The sequence below is a fragment of the Clostridium felsineum DSM 794 genome (genome assembly GCF_002006355.2).
Classification (GTDB): Bacteria; Bacillota; Clostridia; order Clostridiales; family Clostridiaceae; genus Clostridium_S; species Clostridium_S felsineum.
Genome location: NZ_CP096980.1, coordinates 4,387,215 through 4,410,051 on the forward strand (window position 1 = coordinate 4,387,215; position 22,837 = coordinate 4,410,051).

21 protein-coding genes are annotated in these 22,837 nt (G+C 29.2%); 8 read left to right on the plus strand and 13 right to left on the minus strand.

Annotation, left to right across the window (positions count from 1 at the left end; all coding sequences use genetic code 11):
- Nucleotides 1–134: 134 nt before the first annotated feature.
- The 3 genes from CLFE_RS20355 (at nucleotide 135) to CLFE_RS20365 (ending at nucleotide 3,312) form a co-directional block, all read left to right on the plus strand.
- Nucleotides 135–1,304 carry a sensor histidine kinase gene (locus tag CLFE_RS20355; RefSeq protein ID WP_077893922.1) on the plus strand — a complete coding sequence of 390 codons (1,170 nt, stop codon included), beginning with the start codon at nucleotides 135–137 and terminating at the stop codon, nucleotides 1,302–1,304.
- Nucleotides 1,297–1,953, plus strand: a complete 657-nt coding sequence (locus tag CLFE_RS20360; protein WP_077893921.1) for a response regulator transcription factor — start codon at nucleotides 1,297–1,299, stop codon at nucleotides 1,951–1,953. Before CLFE_RS20355 ends, CLFE_RS20360 begins: the two co-directional genes overlap by 8 nt.
- Nucleotides 1,954–2,106: 153 nt before the next feature.
- Nucleotides 2,107–3,312, plus strand: a complete 1,206-nt coding sequence (locus tag CLFE_RS20365; protein ID WP_250944770.1) for an IS256 family transposase — start codon at nucleotides 2,107–2,109, stop codon at nucleotides 3,310–3,312.
- A 174-nt stretch (nucleotides 3,313–3,486) separates the two neighbouring features.
- Here CLFE_RS20365 and CLFE_RS20370 read toward each other — a convergent pair whose 3' ends face one another.
- Both CLFE_RS20370 and CLFE_RS20375 read right to left on the minus strand, forming a co-directional pair.
- Nucleotides 3,487–4,266, minus strand: a complete 780-nt coding sequence (locus tag CLFE_RS20370) for a YdcF family protein (protein ID WP_077893558.1) — start codon at nucleotides 4,264–4,266, stop codon at nucleotides 3,487–3,489.
- Nucleotides 4,267–4,450: 184 nt separating this feature from the next.
- A complete protein-coding gene (locus CLFE_RS20375; RefSeq protein ID WP_077893559.1) occupies nucleotides 4,451–4,747 on the minus strand; it encodes a hypothetical protein in 297 nt (98 codons plus the stop codon).
- Between the two features lie 387 nt (nucleotides 4,748–5,134).
- Here CLFE_RS20375 and CLFE_RS20380 point away from each other — a divergent pair, with 387 nt between their 5' ends.
- Nucleotides 5,135–5,377, plus strand: a complete 243-nt coding sequence (locus CLFE_RS20380; protein WP_077833078.1) for a metal-binding protein — start codon at nucleotides 5,135–5,137, stop codon at nucleotides 5,375–5,377.
- Nucleotides 5,378–5,425: 48 nt separating this feature from the next.
- Here the strand turns inward: CLFE_RS20380 and CLFE_RS20385 are convergent, their stop codons facing one another.
- Nucleotides 5,426–7,366: a sensor histidine kinase gene (locus tag CLFE_RS20385; protein WP_077893560.1), complete on the minus strand. Its 1,941-nt coding sequence runs from the start codon at nucleotides 7,364–7,366 to the stop codon at nucleotides 5,426–5,428.
- Between the two features lie 293 nt (nucleotides 7,367–7,659).
- On the minus strand, nucleotides 7,660–8,547 hold the full coding sequence (locus tag CLFE_RS20390) for a polysaccharide deacetylase family protein (protein WP_077893561.1): 888 nt from the start codon (nucleotides 8,545–8,547) through the stop codon (nucleotides 7,660–7,662).
- 282 nt (nucleotides 8,548–8,829) lie between these two features.
- Between CLFE_RS20390 and CLFE_RS20395 the strand changes: the two genes are divergently transcribed.
- From CLFE_RS20395 to CLFE_RS20405, 3 genes are all read left to right on the plus strand, one after another.
- A complete protein-coding gene (locus CLFE_RS20395) occupies nucleotides 8,830–9,000 on the plus strand; it encodes a hypothetical protein (protein ID WP_169850943.1) in 171 nt (56 codons plus the stop codon).
- Between the two features lie 132 nt (nucleotides 9,001–9,132).
- Nucleotides 9,133–9,600 carry a 2-C-methyl-D-erythritol 2,4-cyclodiphosphate synthase gene (gene ispF, locus CLFE_RS20400; protein ID WP_077833081.1) on the plus strand — a complete coding sequence of 156 codons (468 nt, stop codon included), beginning with the start codon at nucleotides 9,133–9,135 and terminating at the stop codon, nucleotides 9,598–9,600.
- Between the two features lie 39 nt (nucleotides 9,601–9,639).
- A complete protein-coding gene (locus CLFE_RS20405; RefSeq protein WP_077893562.1) occupies nucleotides 9,640–10,947 on the plus strand; it encodes a methyl-accepting chemotaxis protein in 1,308 nt (435 codons plus the stop codon).
- 68 nt (nucleotides 10,948–11,015) lie between these two features.
- Here the strand turns inward: CLFE_RS20405 and CLFE_RS20410 are convergent, their stop codons facing one another.
- Nucleotides 11,016–12,029, minus strand: coding sequence for a PocR ligand-binding domain-containing protein (locus CLFE_RS20410; protein ID WP_077833083.1), 1,014 nt, complete (start codon nucleotides 12,027–12,029; stop codon nucleotides 11,016–11,018).
- A gap of 474 nt (nucleotides 12,030–12,503) precedes the next feature.
- On the opposite strand from CLFE_RS20410, the gene CLFE_RS20415 reads away from it, so the two are divergent.
- Nucleotides 12,504–13,376 carry a YitT family protein gene (locus tag CLFE_RS20415; RefSeq protein ID WP_077893563.1) on the plus strand — a complete coding sequence of 291 codons (873 nt, stop codon included), beginning with the start codon at nucleotides 12,504–12,506 and terminating at the stop codon, nucleotides 13,374–13,376.
- Nucleotides 13,377–13,425: 49 nt separating this feature from the next.
- Here the strand turns inward: CLFE_RS20415 and CLFE_RS20420 are convergent, their stop codons facing one another.
- The 8 genes from CLFE_RS20420 to CLFE_RS20455 all read right to left on the minus strand — a co-directional run bounded on the left by CLFE_RS20420 (nucleotide 13,426) and on the right by CLFE_RS20455 (nucleotide 22,752).
- A complete protein-coding gene (locus CLFE_RS20420; RefSeq protein ID WP_077893564.1) occupies nucleotides 13,426–14,166 on the minus strand; it encodes a glycerophosphodiester phosphodiesterase in 741 nt (246 codons plus the stop codon).
- Between the two features lie 8 nt (nucleotides 14,167–14,174).
- A complete protein-coding gene (locus tag CLFE_RS20425; protein WP_077893565.1) occupies nucleotides 14,175–15,518 on the minus strand; it encodes an ABC transporter substrate-binding protein in 1,344 nt (447 codons plus the stop codon).
- A 30-nt stretch (nucleotides 15,519–15,548) separates the two neighbouring features.
- A complete protein-coding gene (locus CLFE_RS20430) occupies nucleotides 15,549–16,361 on the minus strand; it encodes a carbohydrate ABC transporter permease (RefSeq protein WP_077893566.1) in 813 nt (270 codons plus the stop codon).
- Between the two features lie 14 nt (nucleotides 16,362–16,375).
- A complete protein-coding gene (locus tag CLFE_RS20435; RefSeq protein ID WP_077893567.1) occupies nucleotides 16,376–17,287 on the minus strand; it encodes a carbohydrate ABC transporter permease in 912 nt (303 codons plus the stop codon).
- A gap of 153 nt (nucleotides 17,288–17,440) precedes the next feature.
- On the minus strand, nucleotides 17,441–18,307 hold the full coding sequence (locus CLFE_RS20440) for an AraC family transcriptional regulator (protein ID WP_077893568.1): 867 nt from the start codon (nucleotides 18,305–18,307) through the stop codon (nucleotides 17,441–17,443).
- A gap of 80 nt (nucleotides 18,308–18,387) precedes the next feature.
- Complete coding sequence (locus CLFE_RS20445; RefSeq protein WP_242951627.1) at nucleotides 18,388–19,854, minus strand: sucrose-6-phosphate hydrolase; 1,467 nt, start codon at nucleotides 19,852–19,854, stop codon at nucleotides 18,388–18,390.
- A 6-nt stretch (nucleotides 19,855–19,860) separates the two neighbouring features.
- Entirely contained in the window at nucleotides 19,861–20,811 is a 951-nt protein-coding gene (locus CLFE_RS20450; RefSeq protein WP_077893570.1) for a carbohydrate kinase family protein, read from the minus strand.
- Between the two features lie 75 nt (nucleotides 20,812–20,886).
- Complete coding sequence (locus CLFE_RS20455) at nucleotides 20,887–22,752, minus strand: sucrose-specific PTS transporter subunit IIBC (protein WP_077893571.1); 1,866 nt, start codon at nucleotides 22,750–22,752, stop codon at nucleotides 20,887–20,889.
- Between the last annotated feature and the right edge of the window lie 85 nt (nucleotides 22,753–22,837).

Below are 22,837 nucleotides of genomic sequence, written 5' to 3' on the forward strand. Positions count from 1 at the left end.
TTCTTTACTTAACTTACAATGTTATTTTACTATAGCCTAAACCTTATTTATATCCACTTAAGTAACCTTTTATATATGACTTAAGTACTATATTTTGTTATAATAAAAAAAACACACACGAAAGGTATATAAATATGAATACATTCTTTTCTTCAAGTAAAGATAGGCGCGCTGCCTTTAGAATTGTACAATTCTTCATCATTATCTCAATATTTAAGGCTTCTATTCAAAATGGGATACATATATTAAACTTAATTGCTTTAATTTTGTTATGCTTTAATGACTTATTAAGAGATTTTATAAAATATCCCTTAAGGTATGTCTCCTGTGCTATAAGTAACTTATTATTACTTTATATTGCATATACAAACACAGGAACTGAAATTATAGTATATGCAGTTTTACTCTCTGTAGAAATAATATTATTGAATAAAGAGATCATTAAAAGTCTACTTATAATAAATTTTGCAACCTATTATGTTGCCAGTGGTATACTTTACAGCAATAATCCTATTCATATATTTCTAACCGGACTTACAAATTATATTTTAACTATACTTGTTTCTCTTTTATTTAAAGGAATTATTAAAGAAAAAGTCAAAGCTGAAAATCTAAACAAAGAACTTAATGAAACAAATTTAAAATTAGAGAAATATGCAAAAAAAATAGAAGAACTTACTATAGAAAAGGAAAGAACTAGAATAGCTCAAGAACTACACGATTCTATTGGCCATTCTTTAGTGGCTTTAAATATGAATCTAGAGTATACAGAAAATATAATTGAAATTAAACCTGAAAAGGCAAAGCTTGTAGTTAAAAATTGCTATAAAATTTCTAAAGAATGTTTACAAACTCTGAGAAAAGTAGTTAACTTACTTAAAGAAACTTCAAATAAGTATAATCTTAATGAAGAAATACATAAAATATTTGATAATTTTAAAAACACAAGCCAATATAAATTTAATCTAAAATACGATAATACAGTAGAAAAAATAGAAAGTACCATTAAAATTTGTATTTTTAAAACTGTGCGAGAAGCTATCACTAATGGTGTAAAGCACGGAAAAGCTACAATTTTTACAATTGATATTTATAAAAAAGATAACTATATACACTTTAAAATTACAAATAATGGTCAAGGAATTAATTCATCTGATATCATTAAATCAAATGGACTTATCGGTATGGAGCAAAGAATTAATGAATTTAATGGTGATATCTTTTTTAGTTCACCTGATAAAACTGGCTTTATTGTAGAAGGAAAAATTCCATTTAAAATTTTGGAGGAGATACCACATGACTAATATTATTATTGTTGATGATCAACAAATTGTTCGCGAAGGTTTAAAAATGATTTTGAGCTTAAATGAAGAAATAAATGTTTTAGGAGAGGCTTCTAACGGCATGGAATTACTTGAAGCTTTGAAGGACATGACACCAGATGTAGTTCTTATGGATATACGAATGCCAATAATGAATGGAATTGAGGCAACTAAAATAGTTAAAGAAAAGTATCCCACTGTTAAAGTTATTATATTAACTACTTTTGATGAGGACGAATACATTTTTCAAGGCTTAAAATATGGTGCTGATGGATATATTCTTAAAGATGCAGGATCAAAAGAAATAATAAACTCAATAAAAAGTGCTCTTGATGGAAGTATATTATTAAATCCTAAAGTTACAGAAAAAGTAATACAAGCACTAAATGGTGTAAAACCCCCCAAAGAGGAAACTAAGAAAAAAAATGATGCTGAAAAACTTATAAGCCTACTAACCCCACGTGAACTTGAAGTTGTAAAACATATCATGGATGGAAAAAGTAATAAAACTATAGGTAAAGACTTATTTGTAACTGAAGGTACAGTAAAAAACTATGTATCTAAAATACTAGATAAGCTTGATCTAAATAATAGAACAGAACTTGTTGTATTTTTTAAAGACTTAATTTAAAAATAAAGAGTGAATATTTAAGTTAAATACTCACTCTCTGAGCATGTGAAGAAAAGTCTGTAAATAAAAATAATAAGGCTTTCTATGGTAAAATAAAATCATAGGAGGCCTTTTATTATGGCAAGAAAAAAAGATATTTATAAGGTAAAACCAATGAATGAAGGAAAAAGAAATATTATATCAGCTCTTATAGACGAGTATGATATTCAGTCAGCTGAGGATATTCAGGAAGCTTTAAAAGATCTATTAGGTGGAACTATTCAATCTATGCTTGAAGGTGAAATGGACGAGCATTTAGGCTATGAACCATATGAACGAGCCGAAACTACAAACTCAAGAAATGGGAAAAAACAAAAAAGAATTCGAAGCAAATATGGTGAGATGAATATAGATGTACCACAGGATAGAGAAAGTTCTTTTGAACCTAAAATAGTACAAAAACACCAGAAAGATATTTCTGGTATAGAAGAAAAAATTATTTCTATGTATGCTAAAGGATTAAGTACCAGACAAATTTCAGAACAAATTGAAGATATATATGGGTTTGAAGTTAGTGAAGGAATGGTTTCAAATATAACCAATAAACTTCTTCCTGAAATAGAAGCATGGCAACATAGACCTTTATCTACAGTATATCCAATTGTTTTCATTGATGCAGTTCATTTTTCCGTAAGGGAAAATAACGTTATACGTAAGCTTGCAGCTTACATTATTCTTGGTATAAATAATGAAGGCAGAAAGGAAGTACTTTCTATAAATATTGGAGAAAATGAAAGCAGTAAATATTGGCTTAGTGCTCTCAATGAATTAAAAAATAGGGGTGTTCAAGATATCCTTATCCTTTGTGCAGACGGTCTTACAGGGATAAAGGAATCTATATCAGTAGCTTTTCCAAATACTGAATATCAACGTTGTATAGTTCATCAAGTAAGAAATACATTAAAGTATGTTGCTGATAAAGATAAAAAAGAATTTGCAAAAGATTTAAAAACTATATATCATGCACCTTCTGAGGAAATTGCATATAAGCAATTAGAAGAAATCACTGAAAAATGGGAAAAACATTATCCTAACTCAATGAAAAGCTGGAAATCAAATTGGGATGCTATTAGCCCTATTTTTAAGTTCTCTGCTGATGTAAGAAAAGTTATTTATACTACAAATGCAATCGAAAGTCTCAACAGCACATACCGTAGATTAAATAGACAAAGAACTGTATTTCCAAGCGATACATCACTTTTAAAAGCTTTATACCTTGCTACTTTTGAAGCTACAAAAAAATGGCGTTTGCCACTAAGAAATTGGGGTAAAGTGTACGGTGAATTATCTATTATGTATGAAGGACGACTTACTGAATAAAAAGCTTAATATGCCAAAAACGCCTGTTTTTAAAGGCGTTCTTCACATACATATTTTTAGAATGTATATTTAAAACAAGATAGAAAGTCACTTTTGACAATCTTGTCTTTTAAAACTTACCATAGAAAGTTATTTTACAGAAAGAATTTTACACTCTCCACTCTCTTTAGCTATTTATCCTCTATCTAAAATCAAAGATTTATAGAAAGCAAAAAATTCTCTAGTATATGATTGAATAAGTAATAACTTATTTATTGGTGCAGATATTCCATAAAGCTTTAAACCAACTCTTTTTCCTAAAAGCTTGGCTCGCGTTATATGATAACTACTAGTTACTACTCCAACCTTTATATCCTTTTCATTAGAAATTTTATCTATGATTCTTTTAGAATTTCTTAAATTTTCAAAGGTATTTGTGGACTTATCCTCCATTATTATATTCTGACTTAAAACTCCCTTTTTTAAGAAATATTCTTTCATTGCTTCTGCTTCACTTATACTCTCATTATGCCCTCTACCACCAGAAACCACAATCTTAACATCAGGATTTTCCTTAACATATTCCATTGCTTTTGTTACTCTCTCATATTGAGTTCCAAGCATTTGCTTGCCATTTAATCCTGCACCTAAAACTATTATATAGTCTACTTTACCATTATAGTCAGCTTTACCATTATAAATAAGTACAGCTTCTGTTAAAACAAATATAACGCAAAAGATGCATACTATGGCTTTAATAATGTTATCTATTTTTCTCAAAACACTTCCATCTTTAATTTCATACTTTTTATAAAAAATACCTACCGCTATACATATAAAACCTAATACTATAAAAAAAGCCATAAAATTCACATACATTGCAAATGTGAGTCTACAAGCTATGAAATATAATATTTCTAGTGTTCCTAATATTATATATATATTTCCACAAGTTTTTTGTCCAATTCTTTTCATATAATCTCCTTTAAAATTCATAACAAAACTTATTATATATAGCATATTATAGATTTAATTTTACTAATCCTCTTATTCTTAATAGCTACTAACATATTAACTCATAAATATGGACAAAATATTAACATAAAGATATTTATTTTTTAAAATAAAATAGATTAAACTTTCTAACACTTTTTTAAATTTATAATGATTTAGGAACTATGAACACATCATATTTCATAGCACAATCCTTAACAAATGTCTTTTCATTATTTGTTATTTTTTCTACATCACTCATATTTTTCAGACTAAAAAATACAGTTCCACCTTTTCTATTATAAATCCCACCACCAACAAGGTATTTTTTTGATTTTTGTTTATGATTTCTAACTATAGTTTTTCTATTAATATCATTGTTATCTACAAGTTCATCACTACAAATTTGTTGCATATCTTGAGACGTATAGCTTATTCTTAAAAATATATTGTTGTTATCCATATTTCATCCTCCAAACAAAATCAAATATATAAAGAGAAAATTTATTATATACCAAACAGATGTTCTACTGTAATTATAGAGAACATCTGTTCGATAGTCAATATTTTTTTCAAATTTAAATTATATATTTTGATTTAAGATTACTTATAGGTATCCTATATTAATCACTTTATAAGATAATAACCTTAAAAGGAAATAAGAATCACTTGATTTATTATTGAATTTCCTTTAACCTAGTGTTAACATTTACTTATAAAGCATTGTAATTAAAATCCAATTTCCATTTTATATATGCGAATATTTTAACCCAAAAATGAAATATAGTTAAGCTGTATTTTATATAACTTATTCATATAAATAAATACCGATGGGGGGAATAAATACACTATGGTAATAAATGAAATAATGAAATACGTTGAAAGTGAGTACTCTATAATCAAAAACACTCCTTGTGAAGTTTGCGGAGGCAGCTATGAAGCCTCTGAAGAAGGAATAGGTTTTATAGATGATGAGCCTTATGATATATGTGAATGTTCTTGCAGAAAATGTGGACATGAAAGGGTTTTTCAATTTGCAGCACCTTTTTTAGTTGATCGTCCAATTAAAATACTAAAAAAGACTTTAAACTAAATAAAAAGGATTAAAGTATGGGTAGTTTACTTTAATCCTTTTTCTATATTAAATTAACAAGTCAGAAAATTCCATATTAACCTTGTCCTTACTAGACATTCTTATTAAGCCGTCCGAATAATTTTTACTATATTTGTTTGATTTTCTAGCAGGAAGCTTTATAATAAATTCGCTTCCATCCCCAACATTACTCTCCACTTCAATTGAACCGTCATGAAGTTCAACTAAAACCTTCACTATGGATAACCCTATACCGCTTCCTTCATTTTTACGTGTAAAAGTCTTATCAAGTTGAAAAAATCTTTCAAATATCATTTTCTTTTTATCCTCTGGTATTCCTATACCATTATCTTTAATAGATATTTGTATATTACTTCCTATATCATGAATTCTGACCTTTATACTAGCATCTTTTCCTGTAAACTTAACTGCATTAGATAATAAGTTTAATATTATTCTTTCAATTTTCTCTTTATCAAAAATCATTATCTTTTCTTCAACATCCGTATCGAATATTATATTTTTTCCCTTATCCTTTAGAAAAGCTGCTACTGCTAAAGTAACATCTTCTACTATGTTTACTATGTTGCCTTGTACAAAATTAAGTTTACTTGCACCATCTTCTATTTGTGTAATATCCATAAAATTATTTATCATTTTAAGAAGTCTGTATCCATTTTGCTTCATAACAACAGAATATTTCTCATAGACTCTACATTTTTCTTCCAAATCACCATAATTAGCATACAAATCTATAACCTGAAGTGCACTTAATATTATATTTAATGGTGTTCTAAGTTCATGAGATATAGTACCCATAAATTGAGTTTTAGCATTACTATAATATAATACTTTATTTAATACATCGTTCTTCTCACTCATTTTATTTTTTAATTCTTCAATTTTAGTTTTATATTCCATATCCCATATTACAATCAATTCTATTTCTTTACTACTATATATATAATTTCCTTTTATATATGCTATTTTCAAGAGTTTATTATCACTTTTTCTTATAATATCAGCTCTTTTGATATTATATTCAGGCTTGCCTATTTTACTACTTCCTATATCACCAACGCAAACTTCTACAAAATTATTGTAGTTTTGTCCAATAGCCTCTTCTAGTCTCTCAAAACCAAACAATTCCATAGCAACTTTGTTAAGATATAATATTTTTTTATTATCATGAATAAATACAGCTTCTGGTATGTCTTTAAATATATTTTTAAAGTTAAAACTATCATTGGCAATATCACTCTTTTGAAACTTAGTGGTATCACTTTTTATGGTAATTGTAAACTTGTCATCTTTTATTAAAATAGGAACCGATATAACATATAATGTTTTTTTGTCTTTATCCTTGTTATAGGCTTTCTCATAGAACGTCTTTGAACTGCTAGTATCAATTTTAAAATTCTTCAAATTATCTAAGTTTAAAATCTTATTAATAATTACATCATCATTAATGTCATTTTCATTTTCAATACCATAGAACTCTCTTGCTTCCTTATTGACCTTAATACATTTTCCATTCTCATCTTTAATCATAACTAAAAAAGGAATACTATCAAGTATTTTATCTATTATTTGCATATCTATTTTTTGTTCATAGTATATCTTATTATCAATAATAGTTTTCTCTACATTATAAAAAAAATCGTTCACCTTAGACAAAGTCTCTTTAATATGATTAACATTATCAACATTTTTTATGATGTAGTTAATATACGCATTCTCAATACATTTTAAAATTTGAAAAATGCTATCCCTGTTATAAAATTGATTTATTTTTATCAACTTCACAATGAAATTATCAATAGTTTCCTTTTTAATATCCTTTATACCTTTATTTATCTCTCTTATACACTTTAACCAAATTTCCTTGTTTCTATTTTGAAGACCAATATTGTATTTGTCAAAAAGCTCTGAGATTTCCACATAGATTTTCTCCTCATAATTATATATCTCTTCAAATAAATAACTCATAAAATTCACTTTCCCCTTTATGTAACTATGAACAATAATTATTATCGTACTATTTGTAATAAAATACAATAATAACTATTTTTCAAAATATGACATAATGCTTTACATATACATGTCAGGCTGTGATATAATGCATATGATTAGTATTCTTTTGACGAATTTTGTCGTTTATATTATATACTTGTCGCTATTTTACTACAAAAAAAATAAAATTTAAATTACTTATATTTAATTTTTCTTAGTAAAAGCCTTCTATAATTTATTTTTATAAAAAAACTTTAACACATACTAAACTAATACCAAGAACGTACACTATAATAAACCGCTTTAATTGATTTTATAGGATGTACAACTTGAGAATAATTTGGATTATCTAGTCTCTCCTTGAAATTATTCAAATCATACTGAGGGAATATATATATTCTATTTAAAGCATAAACACCTTTGCTTAAATTAGCCCACTTACCATTTGTAGTAAATCCCATGATATATCCCAACTTCTTTTCTGCATCAATTGTATCCTTATTGTATGCACCATATGGATATGCAATGAATCTAACCGTCTTTTTACATATATTCTCCAATTTACTCTTAGACTCCTCTAACTGTTTAAATTGATTACTGTATGTTAACTTGTCCAAATAAGGATGAGAAACTGTATGTCCTTCAATATCTATACCGTTATCACTCATTTCCTTTACCTCATTTGACTTTAAATATACGGTACCCTTGTCCAAATATCCTGTAATAATAAACATAGTGGCATGAAAATTATACTTTTTTAATATTGGATATACATTCTTATAATCATCTTCATATCCATCATCAAAAGTTATAAGTACCGACTTGCTAGGTACTTTCTTATTATTCACAATACAATCATAAAACTCATCTATTGTAAGAGTATTATATTTATTATCTTTTAAATATTTCATTTGCTGTTTAAAAGCCTCTTTGTTAACTTTCATGAGGTTAATTCCTTTACTGTCATCAATCTCATGATACATAAGAACTGGAATTTGGTTATTTGATTGTAAATCCTTAACTACATTCTGTTTCGTAAGTTCTTTACTATATGCAACGTTTTTATAATTTTTATAATAGTCCTTTATTATCATTAAACATAAGGCTATTACTAAAATTGTAACAATAATAAGCAGAATTTTTTTTAGTTTGCTCAACTTACTCATCCCTTCATTATATTATAACTTATATATAAGAAAAAAATATTCATATTATTACTTTACTTTTCCTATTTATATATCAATACTTTTAAAAAAGCAACGATACTAATTATAACATTATTTTACGCTAAAACAATTATAAAATCTATACTAACAAAAATGCTCTTTTTTAATTTTCTATATGTTCCTTTAAATAATGTTCTTAAAACTATTAACAACTATAAATATATATGATATACTATAGTTGAAAACGATATCTTAAAGGGTAGGTGTGTATTTATGAAAAACAATATTATTTATGTAGATTTTTCAAAAAGGTGCAAAGCCAAGAAAAATGCAAATGTATTTTTTACTATTTTAAACACACTAAAATCTATTTTAAAACTCAATAAGAAAAATGCTGGTTCAAAAAATAAAGGTACCTTTGATAATAATAGACGCGTTCTTTAGTATAAAAATATCACTTCTTAAATTATATTAATGAAGTGATATTTTTTTTTAACCTATTTCATTTTTTGCAAATTATATTTATAATATAGTTGATATTATAATAATAATATGAATATGCAAAGGAGAATGCGAATGAGAGTTGGAATTGGTTATGACGTTCATAAATTAGTCGAAAATAGGAAATTGATTCTTGGTGGAATCGAAATTGAGTATTCAAAGGGCCTACTTGGACACTCTGATGCTGATGTACTTATACACGCCATAATAGATAGCATTTTAGGTGCTGCTGGTCTTGGTGATATAGGAAAGTTATTTCCTGACAATGATGACAAATATAAAGGAATATCAAGTCTTAAATTATTAAGCGAAGTTAACACAATAATAAAAAATAAGGGCTATAGAATTGGTAATATTGATTCAACAATAATAGCTCAAAAGCCCAAGCTTTCACCTTATATAGAAGATATAAAAAAGAGTTTATGTACTGTATTAGATATTGATTTAGAAAATATTAATGTTAAAGCTACAACAGAAGAAGGTCTTGGATTTACAGGTAGTGGAGAAGGCATCTCTAGCCAAAGTATATGCCTGCTTGTGTGATTATTTAGGGCTAAAATTTAATTTTAGGTGGTGTTAATTATGTATTCTAAGTCAAATTTAAAATCAAAATTCATATTACTAGCAGTTTCCCCAATCATAGTCTCAATTTGTATATACAGCATTATTATATATGCTGTATGTTCTAACGTTTTATCATCAGTTTCAGGAACTAATGACAAGCTTTCTTTAATAAGGAACATAATTATAATATGTACAATTATACTTTGTATACTATCTGTTATCCTCTCCTTATTTTTATTTAAAATATTAACCAATGGTTTACAAAGTTTAAAACAAGTTCTCACAGATGTTTTAAATGGAACTTTTTCCGATAATTCTGCTAAAAATTTAACAATAAAAGAACCATTTAAGTCTATTGCAGATGTTTTTTTCCAAACTGCCAATAGAATTCAACATCTTATTATTGAAGTAAGGACATCCTCTAAAACAGTTTTAGAAACTTCAATTGCACTAAAAAACATTATAGATAAAACTGATAAATCAGCTTCAGATGTAGCTTTAGCAACTGACTCAATTGCAAAAGCAGCCTCTATCCAAGCTAAAAACGCTGAAGAATGTTATAACAAAGCAAATTCCTTATCAGAAAAAATTAATAGAGTTCTAAGCGGAACAGAAGTTATGAATATTGAAGCAGGTTCTTTTAATGATCTTATAGAAAGTGGTCTCAATACTATAAATATTCTTAATGATCAATCAGAAAAGGCCCTTGAAGCTACTTCAAAAGTTAATGAAATTGTACTTAAAGTAAATGAAAATTCAAACGGTATAGGTAATATAACCAAAACAGTATCCCAAATAGCAGAACAAACAAATTTACTAGCATTAAATGCTGCTATTGAAGCTGCCCGTGCTGGTGAATCCGGAAAAGGTTTCTCTGTTGTAGCTGAAGAAGTTAGAAACCTTGCAGAGCAAGTAACTGAATCTATAGGTGAAATTGAATCCCTTATAAATGACATACAACTTCATTCTAAAGAAGCAGTTTCAGCAATTTCAGAGGCTTCAAGTATAGTGGCAAAAGAAAATACATCTTCTATTGATACTAAGAAAATATTTAACGATATCTCTGATGTTTTATTTGAAATGAATGCTGTAGTAGGTGAAATCAAAAACGCTAACGTTGAAATGGACAGTGAAAAGAATGAATTAATTTCTCTTATATCAACAATATCTTCAAAATCAGATGATACATCTGCTTCAACTGAGGAAGTCGCAGCAAGTGCTGAAGAACAACTCGCTGCTATAAAAAATGTGTCTGAATACTCCTCAAAACTAGAAAGACTTTCACAAAAATTAGAAGACGAAATTTCGAATTTTAAAAATATTTAAAAAAGATACCAACCTTTGGAGTTTATTTCACTTCCATGGTTGGTATCTTTTTTTATAGTAATATATTACTATGTTAATCTTGTTAATTCTTCTGCCATACTAGTAACTTCCTCAATGCTTGCATTTGTTTCTTCTATAGCTGCTGACTGTTGCGCTGTAACATCTAACGTTGATTTTGAAACGTCTAGAGTTTTATCTACAGTTTTTGATATCTGAATTGTTAAATTTCCAGCTTTTATTGCTGTTTCCTTTGAACTTTCAGAAAGCTTTCTCATTTCTGCTGCAACTACTCCAAAACCCTTTCCAATTTCTCCTGCACGCGCTGCCTCTATTGCTGCATTTAATCCAAGCATTTTACTTTGATCTGCTATACTTTTTATTTGAGCTAAAATCTCATTTATCTCTCCTGCTATCTCTTTAACATTTATTATTTCCTTATTAAGCACTTCTTGGTTTTGCGTTACCCCTATTGATGATGCTGATAATTGTTCCATAGCTGCTGAAATTTGTTCAAAATTGTCTACAAAACTGTTAGCTGCATCATGCATTTTCATTTTCTGATAACCTACAGTACCTATTGTATTAGTTACTGTATATAATACGTCCGCCGCTGCCTTAACTCTTTCTTCTTCTACAATATTTACACTGTTAAGATTGCCCGTGTATTCTTCCCTTGGTAAGTCCAAATCACTTACAATGTCTCCAACTCTATTCTCATCGTTCCTTGAGTAAAATATTTGTCCACCTAATACAGTTCCGATATGCTGTCCTCCAACTATTACTGGAGCTGCAAAGTCAATAAGTCCTGAATTACATGTGTAAATATAAGGTTTTCCAGTCCTTACAGCCTCTTCTCCTCCCTTTTTATGTGAATCTGCACATCTGGCTTCACCCTTAGCCGTACTCTGAATCTTTTTGCAAAAACGCACATAATTGCTAGGTTTCGTAACAGGTTTTCCTTCTGTATCTACGGTTACAGCTGCAATACCCATGCTCTTTGAAAAACTATCCTGAAATTCTTGTAAAAATCCAACATCTATTACATCTGTAATTGCTAATTTTCCAATCCCATTCGATTCCATAGTCCATCATTCTCCCTTTTATTTTTCTTATCGTATTATTTTAAGATTATATTTATATAATTTTTTTATCGTATTTATCTATGCACTTATTAATATTAAAACCATAAAAACTTTAATGTTTATTTTGGAATTACATCCATTAATTTAGTAATATATTTTCTTATTTTATATTATTAATTTTCCATAATTTTTTTATATTATTTTTATTTTATTATAAATTTGTAAATTATATATAATATACTTATAAAATTACTCTAAAATCATTTATTTATTATTGACTTTAGAGAAGTAAATTGTTACAATTAGTTTGTAAGTTAAGTCGAATTTTGTTGATAATGAATTATATTTTATTTCATTATTACAATAATAACCCTACTCCCCTGTGTCACATGATTTTCATGTGACATTTTTTTATTTTTTGTATTTTATAATAATTCTTTTCACATACTATATAAAAAGCATAGGGGTGAAGAAATGTCAGAAGATATAAAAATAAGAATCACTAAGCAGACTACTTTAAACATATTTTTCACAGTACTAGGCTGCATTCTTTGTTCCATTGGAATGAATCTTTTTCTTATCCATGCACGCCTTTTAAGTTCTGGTGTTTCCGGTATTTGTTTAATACTACAATATTTATTTAAAATCCCCGCTGGTATATCCTATTTAATAATAAATTTACCTCTCTTTTTTCTTAGCTATAAAGTAATGGGGAAAAAATTCACTATAATGACTATACTTGGGACTCTAACTTTTTCTATTGCCTTTAATTTAACGGCACCCTTTAAAAATTTATTAACTATAAAAGATCCCATTCTTTTATGTGTATACGGTGGTGTTCTAAATGGACTTGGAATGGGTGTAGTACTTAGTAACTATGGTTCTCTGGGAGGTCTTGATATAATTGCTGCTACTATAAAGAAAAAAAATGAAAATTTTGAATTTAGCACAACATCTTTTGCTATAAATATTTTAATAATAACTTTTGGCGCAATATTTTTCGGAATTTCTAGTGCCCTGTATACTTTGTTTTCTATATATATATCATATTTTGTAATGGATAAAGTTATAATAGGTTTTAATAAGCAAAAGCTTGTTATGATAATAACCAATAAAGAAGAAGATTTAAGTTCTACTATAATGAAACATTTACAAAGAGGCGTCACTTTTCTTTATGGAAAAGGTGCTTATACTAAATCCGATAAAACAGTTATATATTGTGTTGTGTCAATTCACCAATTACCTTTACTAAAAAGATTAGTAAGTAATATAGATAGTACTTCTTTTATGTCAATATTAGATATATCAGAAGTACACGGAAATGGCTTTAAAGGAAATATGTTTTAATTTACTATAGAAAAAGAGTAACCTACTTTTATCATAGGTTACTCTCTTTCTATTTTACTGCTTTAAGAACTTCATTTAACTTATCCGGATAATTTGTTATTATTCCATCAATCTCTAAATCCACTAATTTTCTCATATACTCTTCTTCATTTACTGTATAAGTATTTATATTAATTCCAGCCCTCTTTATATTTTCCACAACCTCTCTATTTAAAACCGCCGCAAAATAAGGATGTAGTGAATATACACCTAATTTCTTTCCGTACTCGTGCACCTCATAAAGACTTGCCCCATATAGTAAGCCCGTTTTTATACTACTATCATAATTCTTCAATTTCACTATGGAATAATGATTAAAGGAAGATATTATTATATTATCTTGAAGTTTATATTCATGAATTTTTTGAACTACTTTCTTTTCAATATCCTCATATTCTATAAGATTATTTTTAAGTTCCAAATTCAAAAGCAAATTTTTATCCTTCATATAATCTAAAAGTTCATCAATAGTTATAATTTTTTCTTTCTTAAACTCATCCCCGAATTTTACCCCTGCATCAAACTTCTTTAATTCATTATAAGTATAATCTTTTATATAACCGCATCCATCCGTTGTTCTATCTATTTTTTCATCATGACAAACTACAAGTACACCGTCCTTTGTCATGTTAAGGTCTGTTTCTATCCCATCACATTTTGCTTCTACCGCTTTTTTAAAGGCTAACATAGTATTCTCTGGATACTTACCACTAAAACCTCTATGTGCTATATTTAATGTATTTTTTCTCATATTTACCCCTACTTATTTTTATTATTATAGTCATCAATAGACTGATTTATTAACTTTGCTGAATTATTAATAGCTTCTTCTGGCGATTGCTTATTTTGAAGCATTTTTTCTATATTCCCCTCTATAGTCTGCCTTGCTTCTGGGAACACAGCCATAAGTGCACCTACTGAAGTTTTAGGTGATGCATGAAGTTGATTTATAGCAGTTTTAAATTGAGGATTCTTTTTAATATTATCTTTCATAGTTTGTTCCTCATATGCCTTTTTAGTTACTGGGAAATATCCTGTTTCACTACTCCAATAAGCCTGCTGTTTAGATGATACCATATATTTTATAAATTCAAAAGCAGCTTTTTGCTTTTCTGCATCTTTATTTTTTAATATCCACATAGAGGCTCCCCCTATAGAAACTCCGCTGTCTTTAGTTCCATCAATGGTTGGAAGTGCTGCAGTACCTAATTCAAATCTTCCACCAATAGAACTTAAATCATGCTTCAAATCAGCCGTTGATTCTATATACATAGCTGTCTTTCCTGCTATAAATGCATTCTCTGTATCGTCTTCACTTCTCCCCAAATTACCTGCATATCCTGAATTAACAAGCTTCTTCCATTCATCCAAAAACTTGACCCCGCCTCCGTTAGTATCAAAGTCAACTTTTGTTGCTACCCCTTCTCTACCATTGCCATTATTAGCATAATTTCTTCCCTGCTTAACTAAATATTGTTCAAACAGCCAACCATATATAGCCATAGAAAAACCATATCTTGTTACATTGCCTGATGAATCCTTTTTAGTAAGAGCTTTTGCATACTTCTCTAGTTCAGAAAAGTTTTTTGGTGGCTTATTAGGATCTAAATCCGCTTCCTTAAATGCAGTTTTATTGTAATATAATATTGGTGTGGATGAATTAAATGGCATTGAATATAATTTATTATTCACTGTATAATATGAAAGTAAATTAGGTTCTAAGCTTGAAGTATCATATTTATCTTTATCAATAAAGGTTTGCATAGGTTCTGCCCATTTACTATCTATCATAAATCTAGTACCAATATCGTACACCTGAACAATATCAGGAGCTTCATTACCTTTTTCCGCACTCTTAAGCTTATTAAGTTCATCATCATATTTTCCCTGAAATTCAGCTTTTACCTTTATATCACTATGAGAATTATTAAAATCATCTACAAGCTTATTTAAAGCTTCTCCATTTTTACCACTCATAGCATGCCAAAATGTTATTTCTACTGTTTTTGATTTAACTCCACTTGCCTCACCTTTGGAGCATCCTACTAAGGCAGTTACTGAAATTACTCCTACTAATAACAAAGATAAAACTTTTCTTTTCATTTTTTTCCCCCTAAAATAATTCTATATAAATCATCCTTTTACTGCACCAGAGGTCATTCCCTCTATAAGATGCTTTTGACCAACTATAAATATTAAAACTGATGGTAATACAACCATAACTATTCCTGCCATTATAAGTCCAAAAGACTGATTTTCAGAAAACTGAAGCATGCTTATTCCTATTTGAACTGTTCTTGAACTTTGCTTGCTTGTAACTAAAAGTGGCCACAAATATTGATTCCAACTTGCTAAAAATGAATATACTCCAAAAGCTGCAATTACTGGCCTTGATAAAGGAAATAATATTCTAGTAAAAAACTTAAAACTTCCACATCCATCTATTTTAGCCGCTTCATACAATTCCTTTGGTATAGTCAAATAATACTGTCTCATCATAAATATTCCCATAGCCGAACACATATATGGAACTATTAAAGCTTTGTAGCTATCAAGCCAACCTACAGAACCTACTGTAAGATAATTAGATAGCATTGTAGTTTCTACTGGTATCATAAGTGTTGCAAGTACAGCTATAAACAGAATTTTTTTACCCTTAAATTTTAAAAATGAGAATGCAAAGGCTGCCATACTTGAAGTTATTACTTGAAAAATAGTTATGCCAAGTGAAACAATAAAACTATTCATTAAAAATTTTATTATAGGTACACTCTTAAGTACCTCCTCATAATTTCCAAAGTAAATACCTTTAGGAATAAGCTTTGGCGGAAAAGAAAATATCTGATCCTGAGGCATAAAACTCACACAAAGAGCATAAAGAAGTGGTGCAATTGTAATAAATCCTAATACTATGTTCAAGCCATATAGACCTATCTTTTTTATCATTTAAATTATCCTCTCTAATTATAAAATACCTTACTTTTTTCATATCGAAATTGAAATAACGTAACCACAAGCATTATAAAAAATAAAATTACAGATTCAGCACTAGCTGTACCAAACTTATTATTAAAAAAGGCATTCCTATATATTGAAAATACAATAAGATTAGTTGACTCCACAGGTCCACCAGATGTCATTATACTTACCGTTACAAAGGTTTGAAAGGTATTAATGATTGTTATCACTGTTACAAAGAACAGAGTAGGCGACAAGCATGGAATGGTTATATTTTTTAATGTTGTAAAAAAGCCAGCTCCATCAACATATGCACTTTCATATAACTCCTTTGGTATATTTTTAAGTCCTGAAGTTATGAATATAAAATTAATACCAGTGTTTAGCCATATATTTACAATTGCAAGTGCTATAATCCCCCAGGCAGAACTGGTAAACCAGTCAATTTTTAAATGAAAAAGATAATTTATAATTCCTATACTAGGATTGAAAAGTAACATCCATATTATAGCTGCTGATGATGATGATACTGCCATTGGCATGGCATACATTGTTGTAAATATCCCCTTTGATTTCAATTTATTATTAACTATAAGTGCCATGAAAAGCCCTATTAAAATCGATGGTATACCTGTTATAACAATAAACTTAAATGTTACAAATATAGTATTAAGAAAACTCTCAGATTTTAATAGCTCAACATAATTAGAAATCCCCACAAAGCCCCCTATTTTGCCTTGTGCATTCATATCAAAAAAACTCAAATATATAGTTTTTAGAAATGGATAGTACGTAAATGCCGTAAATATTATTAGACATGGAAGCATATATAAAAATGCCTCTTTACCATGAAGTGAGATTTTTCTTCCCCATGAAAATTCTCGCTTAAAAACTCTTTCTTCAACTCTTTGCAAATCCTATACCTCCTATAAACATTTTCTAGAAAATCTATATATACTATATTTAATAATTATTAAGTTCGTACTATCTAAAGTTAAGGCAATGTTAAAATAATAAAAAAAACCCATAAATAAACTGAACGTTTACCTATAGGCTTACAATATTTACTATTCTCTTTTTTCTATTACCGGAACCCAAATTTCTGCTCTGTAATCCTCTGCTTTAGGATCTCCTTTTGAATATACTTCAAATTCAGGCCCTTTTGCTTCTTCATATTTTGTAGCAGGAAACCATTCTGAAAATATCCTTCTAGTTACATCTTGTAGGGCATCAGGCATAGGTCCTATGCTTTCAAATATAGCAAAAGACAATTCAGGAACTTCGATAACTACATAATCGTCTATACCTTCTATTTTGTCTCCTTCAACAGCTATTAAATAATCAAACTCTTGACAGTCGCAATCGAAATTAGTACAAACTCCCATAACGCCTAACTTTCCTGCGTTTCTTTCAAGAACTTCACACTGTCCATTTTTTTCTATCTCATTCCAAAACTCAGGTATAATTTTAAAGTTATTACCACCTTCAGTTGAGATTCTTTTAGAAACTCCTGCTATTTTAAAGCTCTTTTTAGTTTCAATTTTATAATTCATATTTTCTTCTCCCTTTACAATTATTTGAAAGGACAACGGCGGTATTGCTTTTAGATTTTTTTTATTTTTTCTAGCCTCTGTAGGCGATATTCCATTAAGTCTTTTAAAGGCCTTTGTGAAGGCTTCTGGTGTCTCATAACCATACTTATAAGCTATATCGATTATTTTATCCTTAGTAGAAACTATATCTTTAGTTGCTAAGCTTAGTCTTCTTTCTCTTATATAATCTCCTAAAGTCATTCCCGTCAAAATTTTAAATGTTCTTAAAAAATAAAATTTTGACATATGTGCGGCACCTGACACCTCACATGAATCAATATTTTTATTGAGATTTTCCTCCACATATTTAAGTGCATTATTCATATCGCCTATCCAATTCATATACCATCTTCCTTTCAACATAATTATAGGAAATAACAAAATATTTATCCTGTCCTATATTGCTTTATGCTGATAGTGTATTATATTACCCAATGAATTGCGTTAAGTTTAATCTCTCCACCTTTTGAGAAAAATACAACATCTGTACTCTCTTCACTTGGATATATTCTTGAAGTAAAAGTTTCCTCTCCATCATTTATAAATATTTCAATGGAGGATTTATCCATAAATATATGAGCCTTTAATTTACCGTTATTTTTTACATAACATCGTCTTTGACCATCTTCTTTTTTATGAAATCCATCTTTACTTCTATCAAAAACTAATTTTTCCTCTACAGTATCATAAAACATGACAGTTTCCTCATTTATATCACTATTATACCTCATTTTTATTCCAAATTGTTCTACTTTATCAAACTCAAAAGTACATTTAAGTTCAAAACTATCTCCTGATATTCCCTTAAGCTCTAGCTCATTATCTTTTATTAACACTTCTTTGTGTTCGGTTTTCTCTCTTCTCAATTTTTGCATTTCTATAATAGGCTGCTGTACTATTTTGTTATCCTTTATTTTTAACTCTCTTATACTAGTTAAACAATGAAGCCACCTATTATTAGTTATTGGACTACTTTCTTTATCAGGAAGCCCCATCCACCCCAAAAGTAGTATCCTTCCCTTATGATCCTTCATTATCTGAGGAGCATAAAATTCAAATCCACGATCCAGTTCTAAAAAATCTCCACAATTAAACTCTCCTGTTTCATAATTAAGTTTTCCTAGAATATATCCACATTGATATATATTATTATATAAATCACCTTTCTTATCCACTCCCTGTGGACAAAATAATAGAACATCTTTGTTATCCAAAGTAAATAAATTAGGGCATTCCCACATATAGCCTAAAAAATCAAATTTACTTAAATTAGATCCTAATATTTCATTAACTATGTTCCACTTTTCTAAATCCTCAGAGCAGTATAAAACAGTACTTCCCTTTTCGTCTTCTCTTTGAGCACCTATAACCATATACCATTTATCATTATGCTTTAACACCTTTGGATCTCTAAAATGCCTAGTATAGCCTTTAGGCTGATTTTTTATTACTGGATTAATATCAAGTTTTTTAAAATTAACGCCATCACTACTTTCTGCAAGACACTGATAAGTTTCTCTTTCGCCCTTACTGTCTTTTACATTTCCAGTATACATTAAAACAAACTTTCCATCCTTATCCACAGCACTTCCTGAGTAACAGCCGTGACTATCATACCATTCTAGAGGGCTCAAGGCCACTGGCAGCTCCTCCCATGTAATTAAGTCCTTACTTCTAAAATGCCCCCAACAAACATGTTTTTCCTCTGGATAAAAGGGATTGTATTGGTAGAATACATGATACTCACCAGCTATCTCTATTAATCCATTAGGATCATTCATAAAACCAACCCTTGGCATAAGGTGATACTTTTGTCTGTAATGATCTGCTTCAATTTCGTCTTTGTATTTTATTTCAACATCTTTAACTTTTTGTATAAATTGATTCATATCCATCTAATCACCTTCAACTTCTTCTAAATTAGGTAGAGCACTTATAGCACCAAGCTTTGTGCAAACTATTGCTCCAACTTTATTAGCAAAGCAAGTGACTTCTTTAATTTCAGAAAAATCATTTAAAACTTTTTTAGGTTCTATAGCTTGTGAAAGCTTATAAAGAAATGCTCCTACAAATGCATCCCCTGCTCCTGTTGAATCTATTGATTTCACTTTTATACTTTTTATAATTTCATTTTCTTTTCCTCTTGAAATCAAAGTGCCTTCTTTACCTAAAGTTACAGCAATAACCCTATTTTCAGATACTAAAGACTTTATTCCCTCTTCTAAAGTTTCCTTACCAGAAATAATTTTAAGTTCATCGTCACTTAATTTCACAAAATCTGCAAGTTCCATGCATTCACGTGAAATATCTTTAAACTCTTCTGTTCTACTTCCCCAAAGATTATCCCTGTAATTTGGATCAAAAGATATAAATATACCCTTCTTTTTAGCTTCTTTCATTATTTTTAAGTACGTATCTGTCATATCTCCACCTAAAAGTGCAGTTGCAGATCCAAAGTGAATTATTTTATTAGAATAAACCTTATCTAAATTTATTTCGTTATACCTTAAAAGTCCATCTGCACCTCTATTAAAAACAAAATCTCTTTCTCCATTTGCCTGAAGCGATACAAAAGCAAGTGTTGTATTTGAATTGCTATCCATAATAAGCATAGATGTATCCACTTTCACTCCCCCTAAAGTATCCTTTAAAAATTGCCCAAAGGGATCAGCTCCAACCTTTCCCAAAAACGAGGCACTTCCTCCCAATTTTGAAATTGCAGCTGTTACATTTGCAGGTGCTCCCCCTGCCTTCTTTTTGAAATTTTCTCCTTTAGAAAGTGTTGTATCTATATCAGAGCATATAAAATCAATTAAAAGTTCTCCTATACATAAAACATTATTCATAGCTTAATTACTCCTTAACCTTTGTTAAAGTACACCACAGAAATCTAATTTGTGGTGTACTTTTTCATATTATATTTATTTTGTTCCAACTTTTAAAATTTCATCTTTTTGTTTTACCTGTTTTCCATCTGTTTTTTCAACATTTACAAATCCCATATCCTCATGATTTGTTACTATAGTTAATACTATTGGTGAAAATTCTTTTTCTTTAACTAAATCAAGATCAAATTGAACTAATTTGTCACCTTTTTTTATCTCTTGGCCATCACTAATAAAGCTTTTAAAACCTTCACCTTCCATTTTTACAGTATCTATACCTATGTGAATAAGCATTTCAACACCAGTTTTACTTTTTATAGCAATAGCATGTTTCGTTTCAAATATATGAACTACTGTTCCATCTATTGGAGCAACGACCTCTCCATCCTCTGGATCTATTCCAATTCCTTCTCCAATTAACCCAGTTGAAAAAGTTTTGTCTGGTACATTTTTAAGTGAAACTACTTTTCCATTAGCAGGTGCAGTTATATTTTCTTCAAAAGCCTCACTTTTTTCTTCTAAGGATTCATCTTTTTCTTCTTCCTTTATTCCAAGGATAGTAGCTACTATGAACGCTCCTCCAAAGGCTAAAACCATTCCGATAATATAGTTAATAAATGAACCTTGTTTAACTATAGCAGTACCTGGTATTCCTGTTACACCAATAGCTGTCATTGCAACTTTTGTAAATACTACATAACCTCCACCTATTGCTCCACCTATTGCTCCTGCAATAAAAGGTTTTGTGTATCTAAGATTAACACCGAAGATAGCTGGTTCTGTTATACCTAAAAGACATGATAAGGATGCTGGTGCTGCTATTGATTTTATTTTTTTATCTCTAGTTTTAAAATAAACTGCAAGAGCCGCTCCACCTTGAGCTACATTTGCCATTGACCAGATTGGTAGTAGAAAATTCTTGTGTATTGCTGGATTAGCAAGAAGTCCTGCCTCAATAGCATGAAAACTGTGATGAATTCCTGTTATAACAATTAAAGAATAAAGTCCTCCAAATAATATTCCTGAGAAGAAACCTGCTGTATTATACAAGGTTTGAAGACCTAAAGATATCTCATCACCTATAAATCTTCCACCTGGTCCTATAACTACCATTGCAAAGAAACCTGTTACCATCAATGTTAAAAATGGAGTTAATAGAATATCTAATGCTTCTGGAATCACTTTCCTAAGAGCTCTTTCAATATATCCCATAACCCATACTGAAATAAGTATAGGAAGAACTGTTCCTTGATAACCTACCATTCCTATGTTAAGCCCAAAAATATTTACTGTATGCTTTATACCTTCTCCAAGTGTCCACGCGTTTTGAAGATCTGGGTGAATCATTATAGCACCTAACGCCGCTGCTAAATATGGATTTGTTTTAAATTCTCTAGCTGCACTAAACGCAATTATTATAGGTAGAAATTGAAAGGCTGCATTTGAAAACATATTTAAAATTATATATAAACCACTCTTAGAATTCACCAAATGGAAAGCATCTAACATTCCAAGTAAACCCATTAGAAGTCCGCTTGCAACTATAGCTGGTATAATTGGTACAAATATGTTTGAAAGCATTCTTGCAAATCTCTCGAATAAATTCATATTATTCATAGCTGCTTTTTTTGTATCAGTTAAACTTGCTTCTGATATACCAGTACCTTCAACAAAAGCCTTATATACTTTATTAACACTTCCTTGACCAATTATTATCTGATACTGTCCTGCACTTGAAAATACTCCCTTAACTCCATCTAGCTTTTCTATTTCCTTAGTTTTTGCTGCTTTTTCATTTTTAAGAACTACCCTAAGTCTTGTAGCACAATGAGCTGCACTTATAACATTTTCTTCTCCACCTAAAAATCTTAAAATATCTTTTGCCGTTTTGTTGTAATCCATACGTTTCTCCTCCTAATTTTATATTGTTTAATAATATAAAAAAAATACCTAAACTAAATGGTTCAAATAAACCACTTAATTTAGG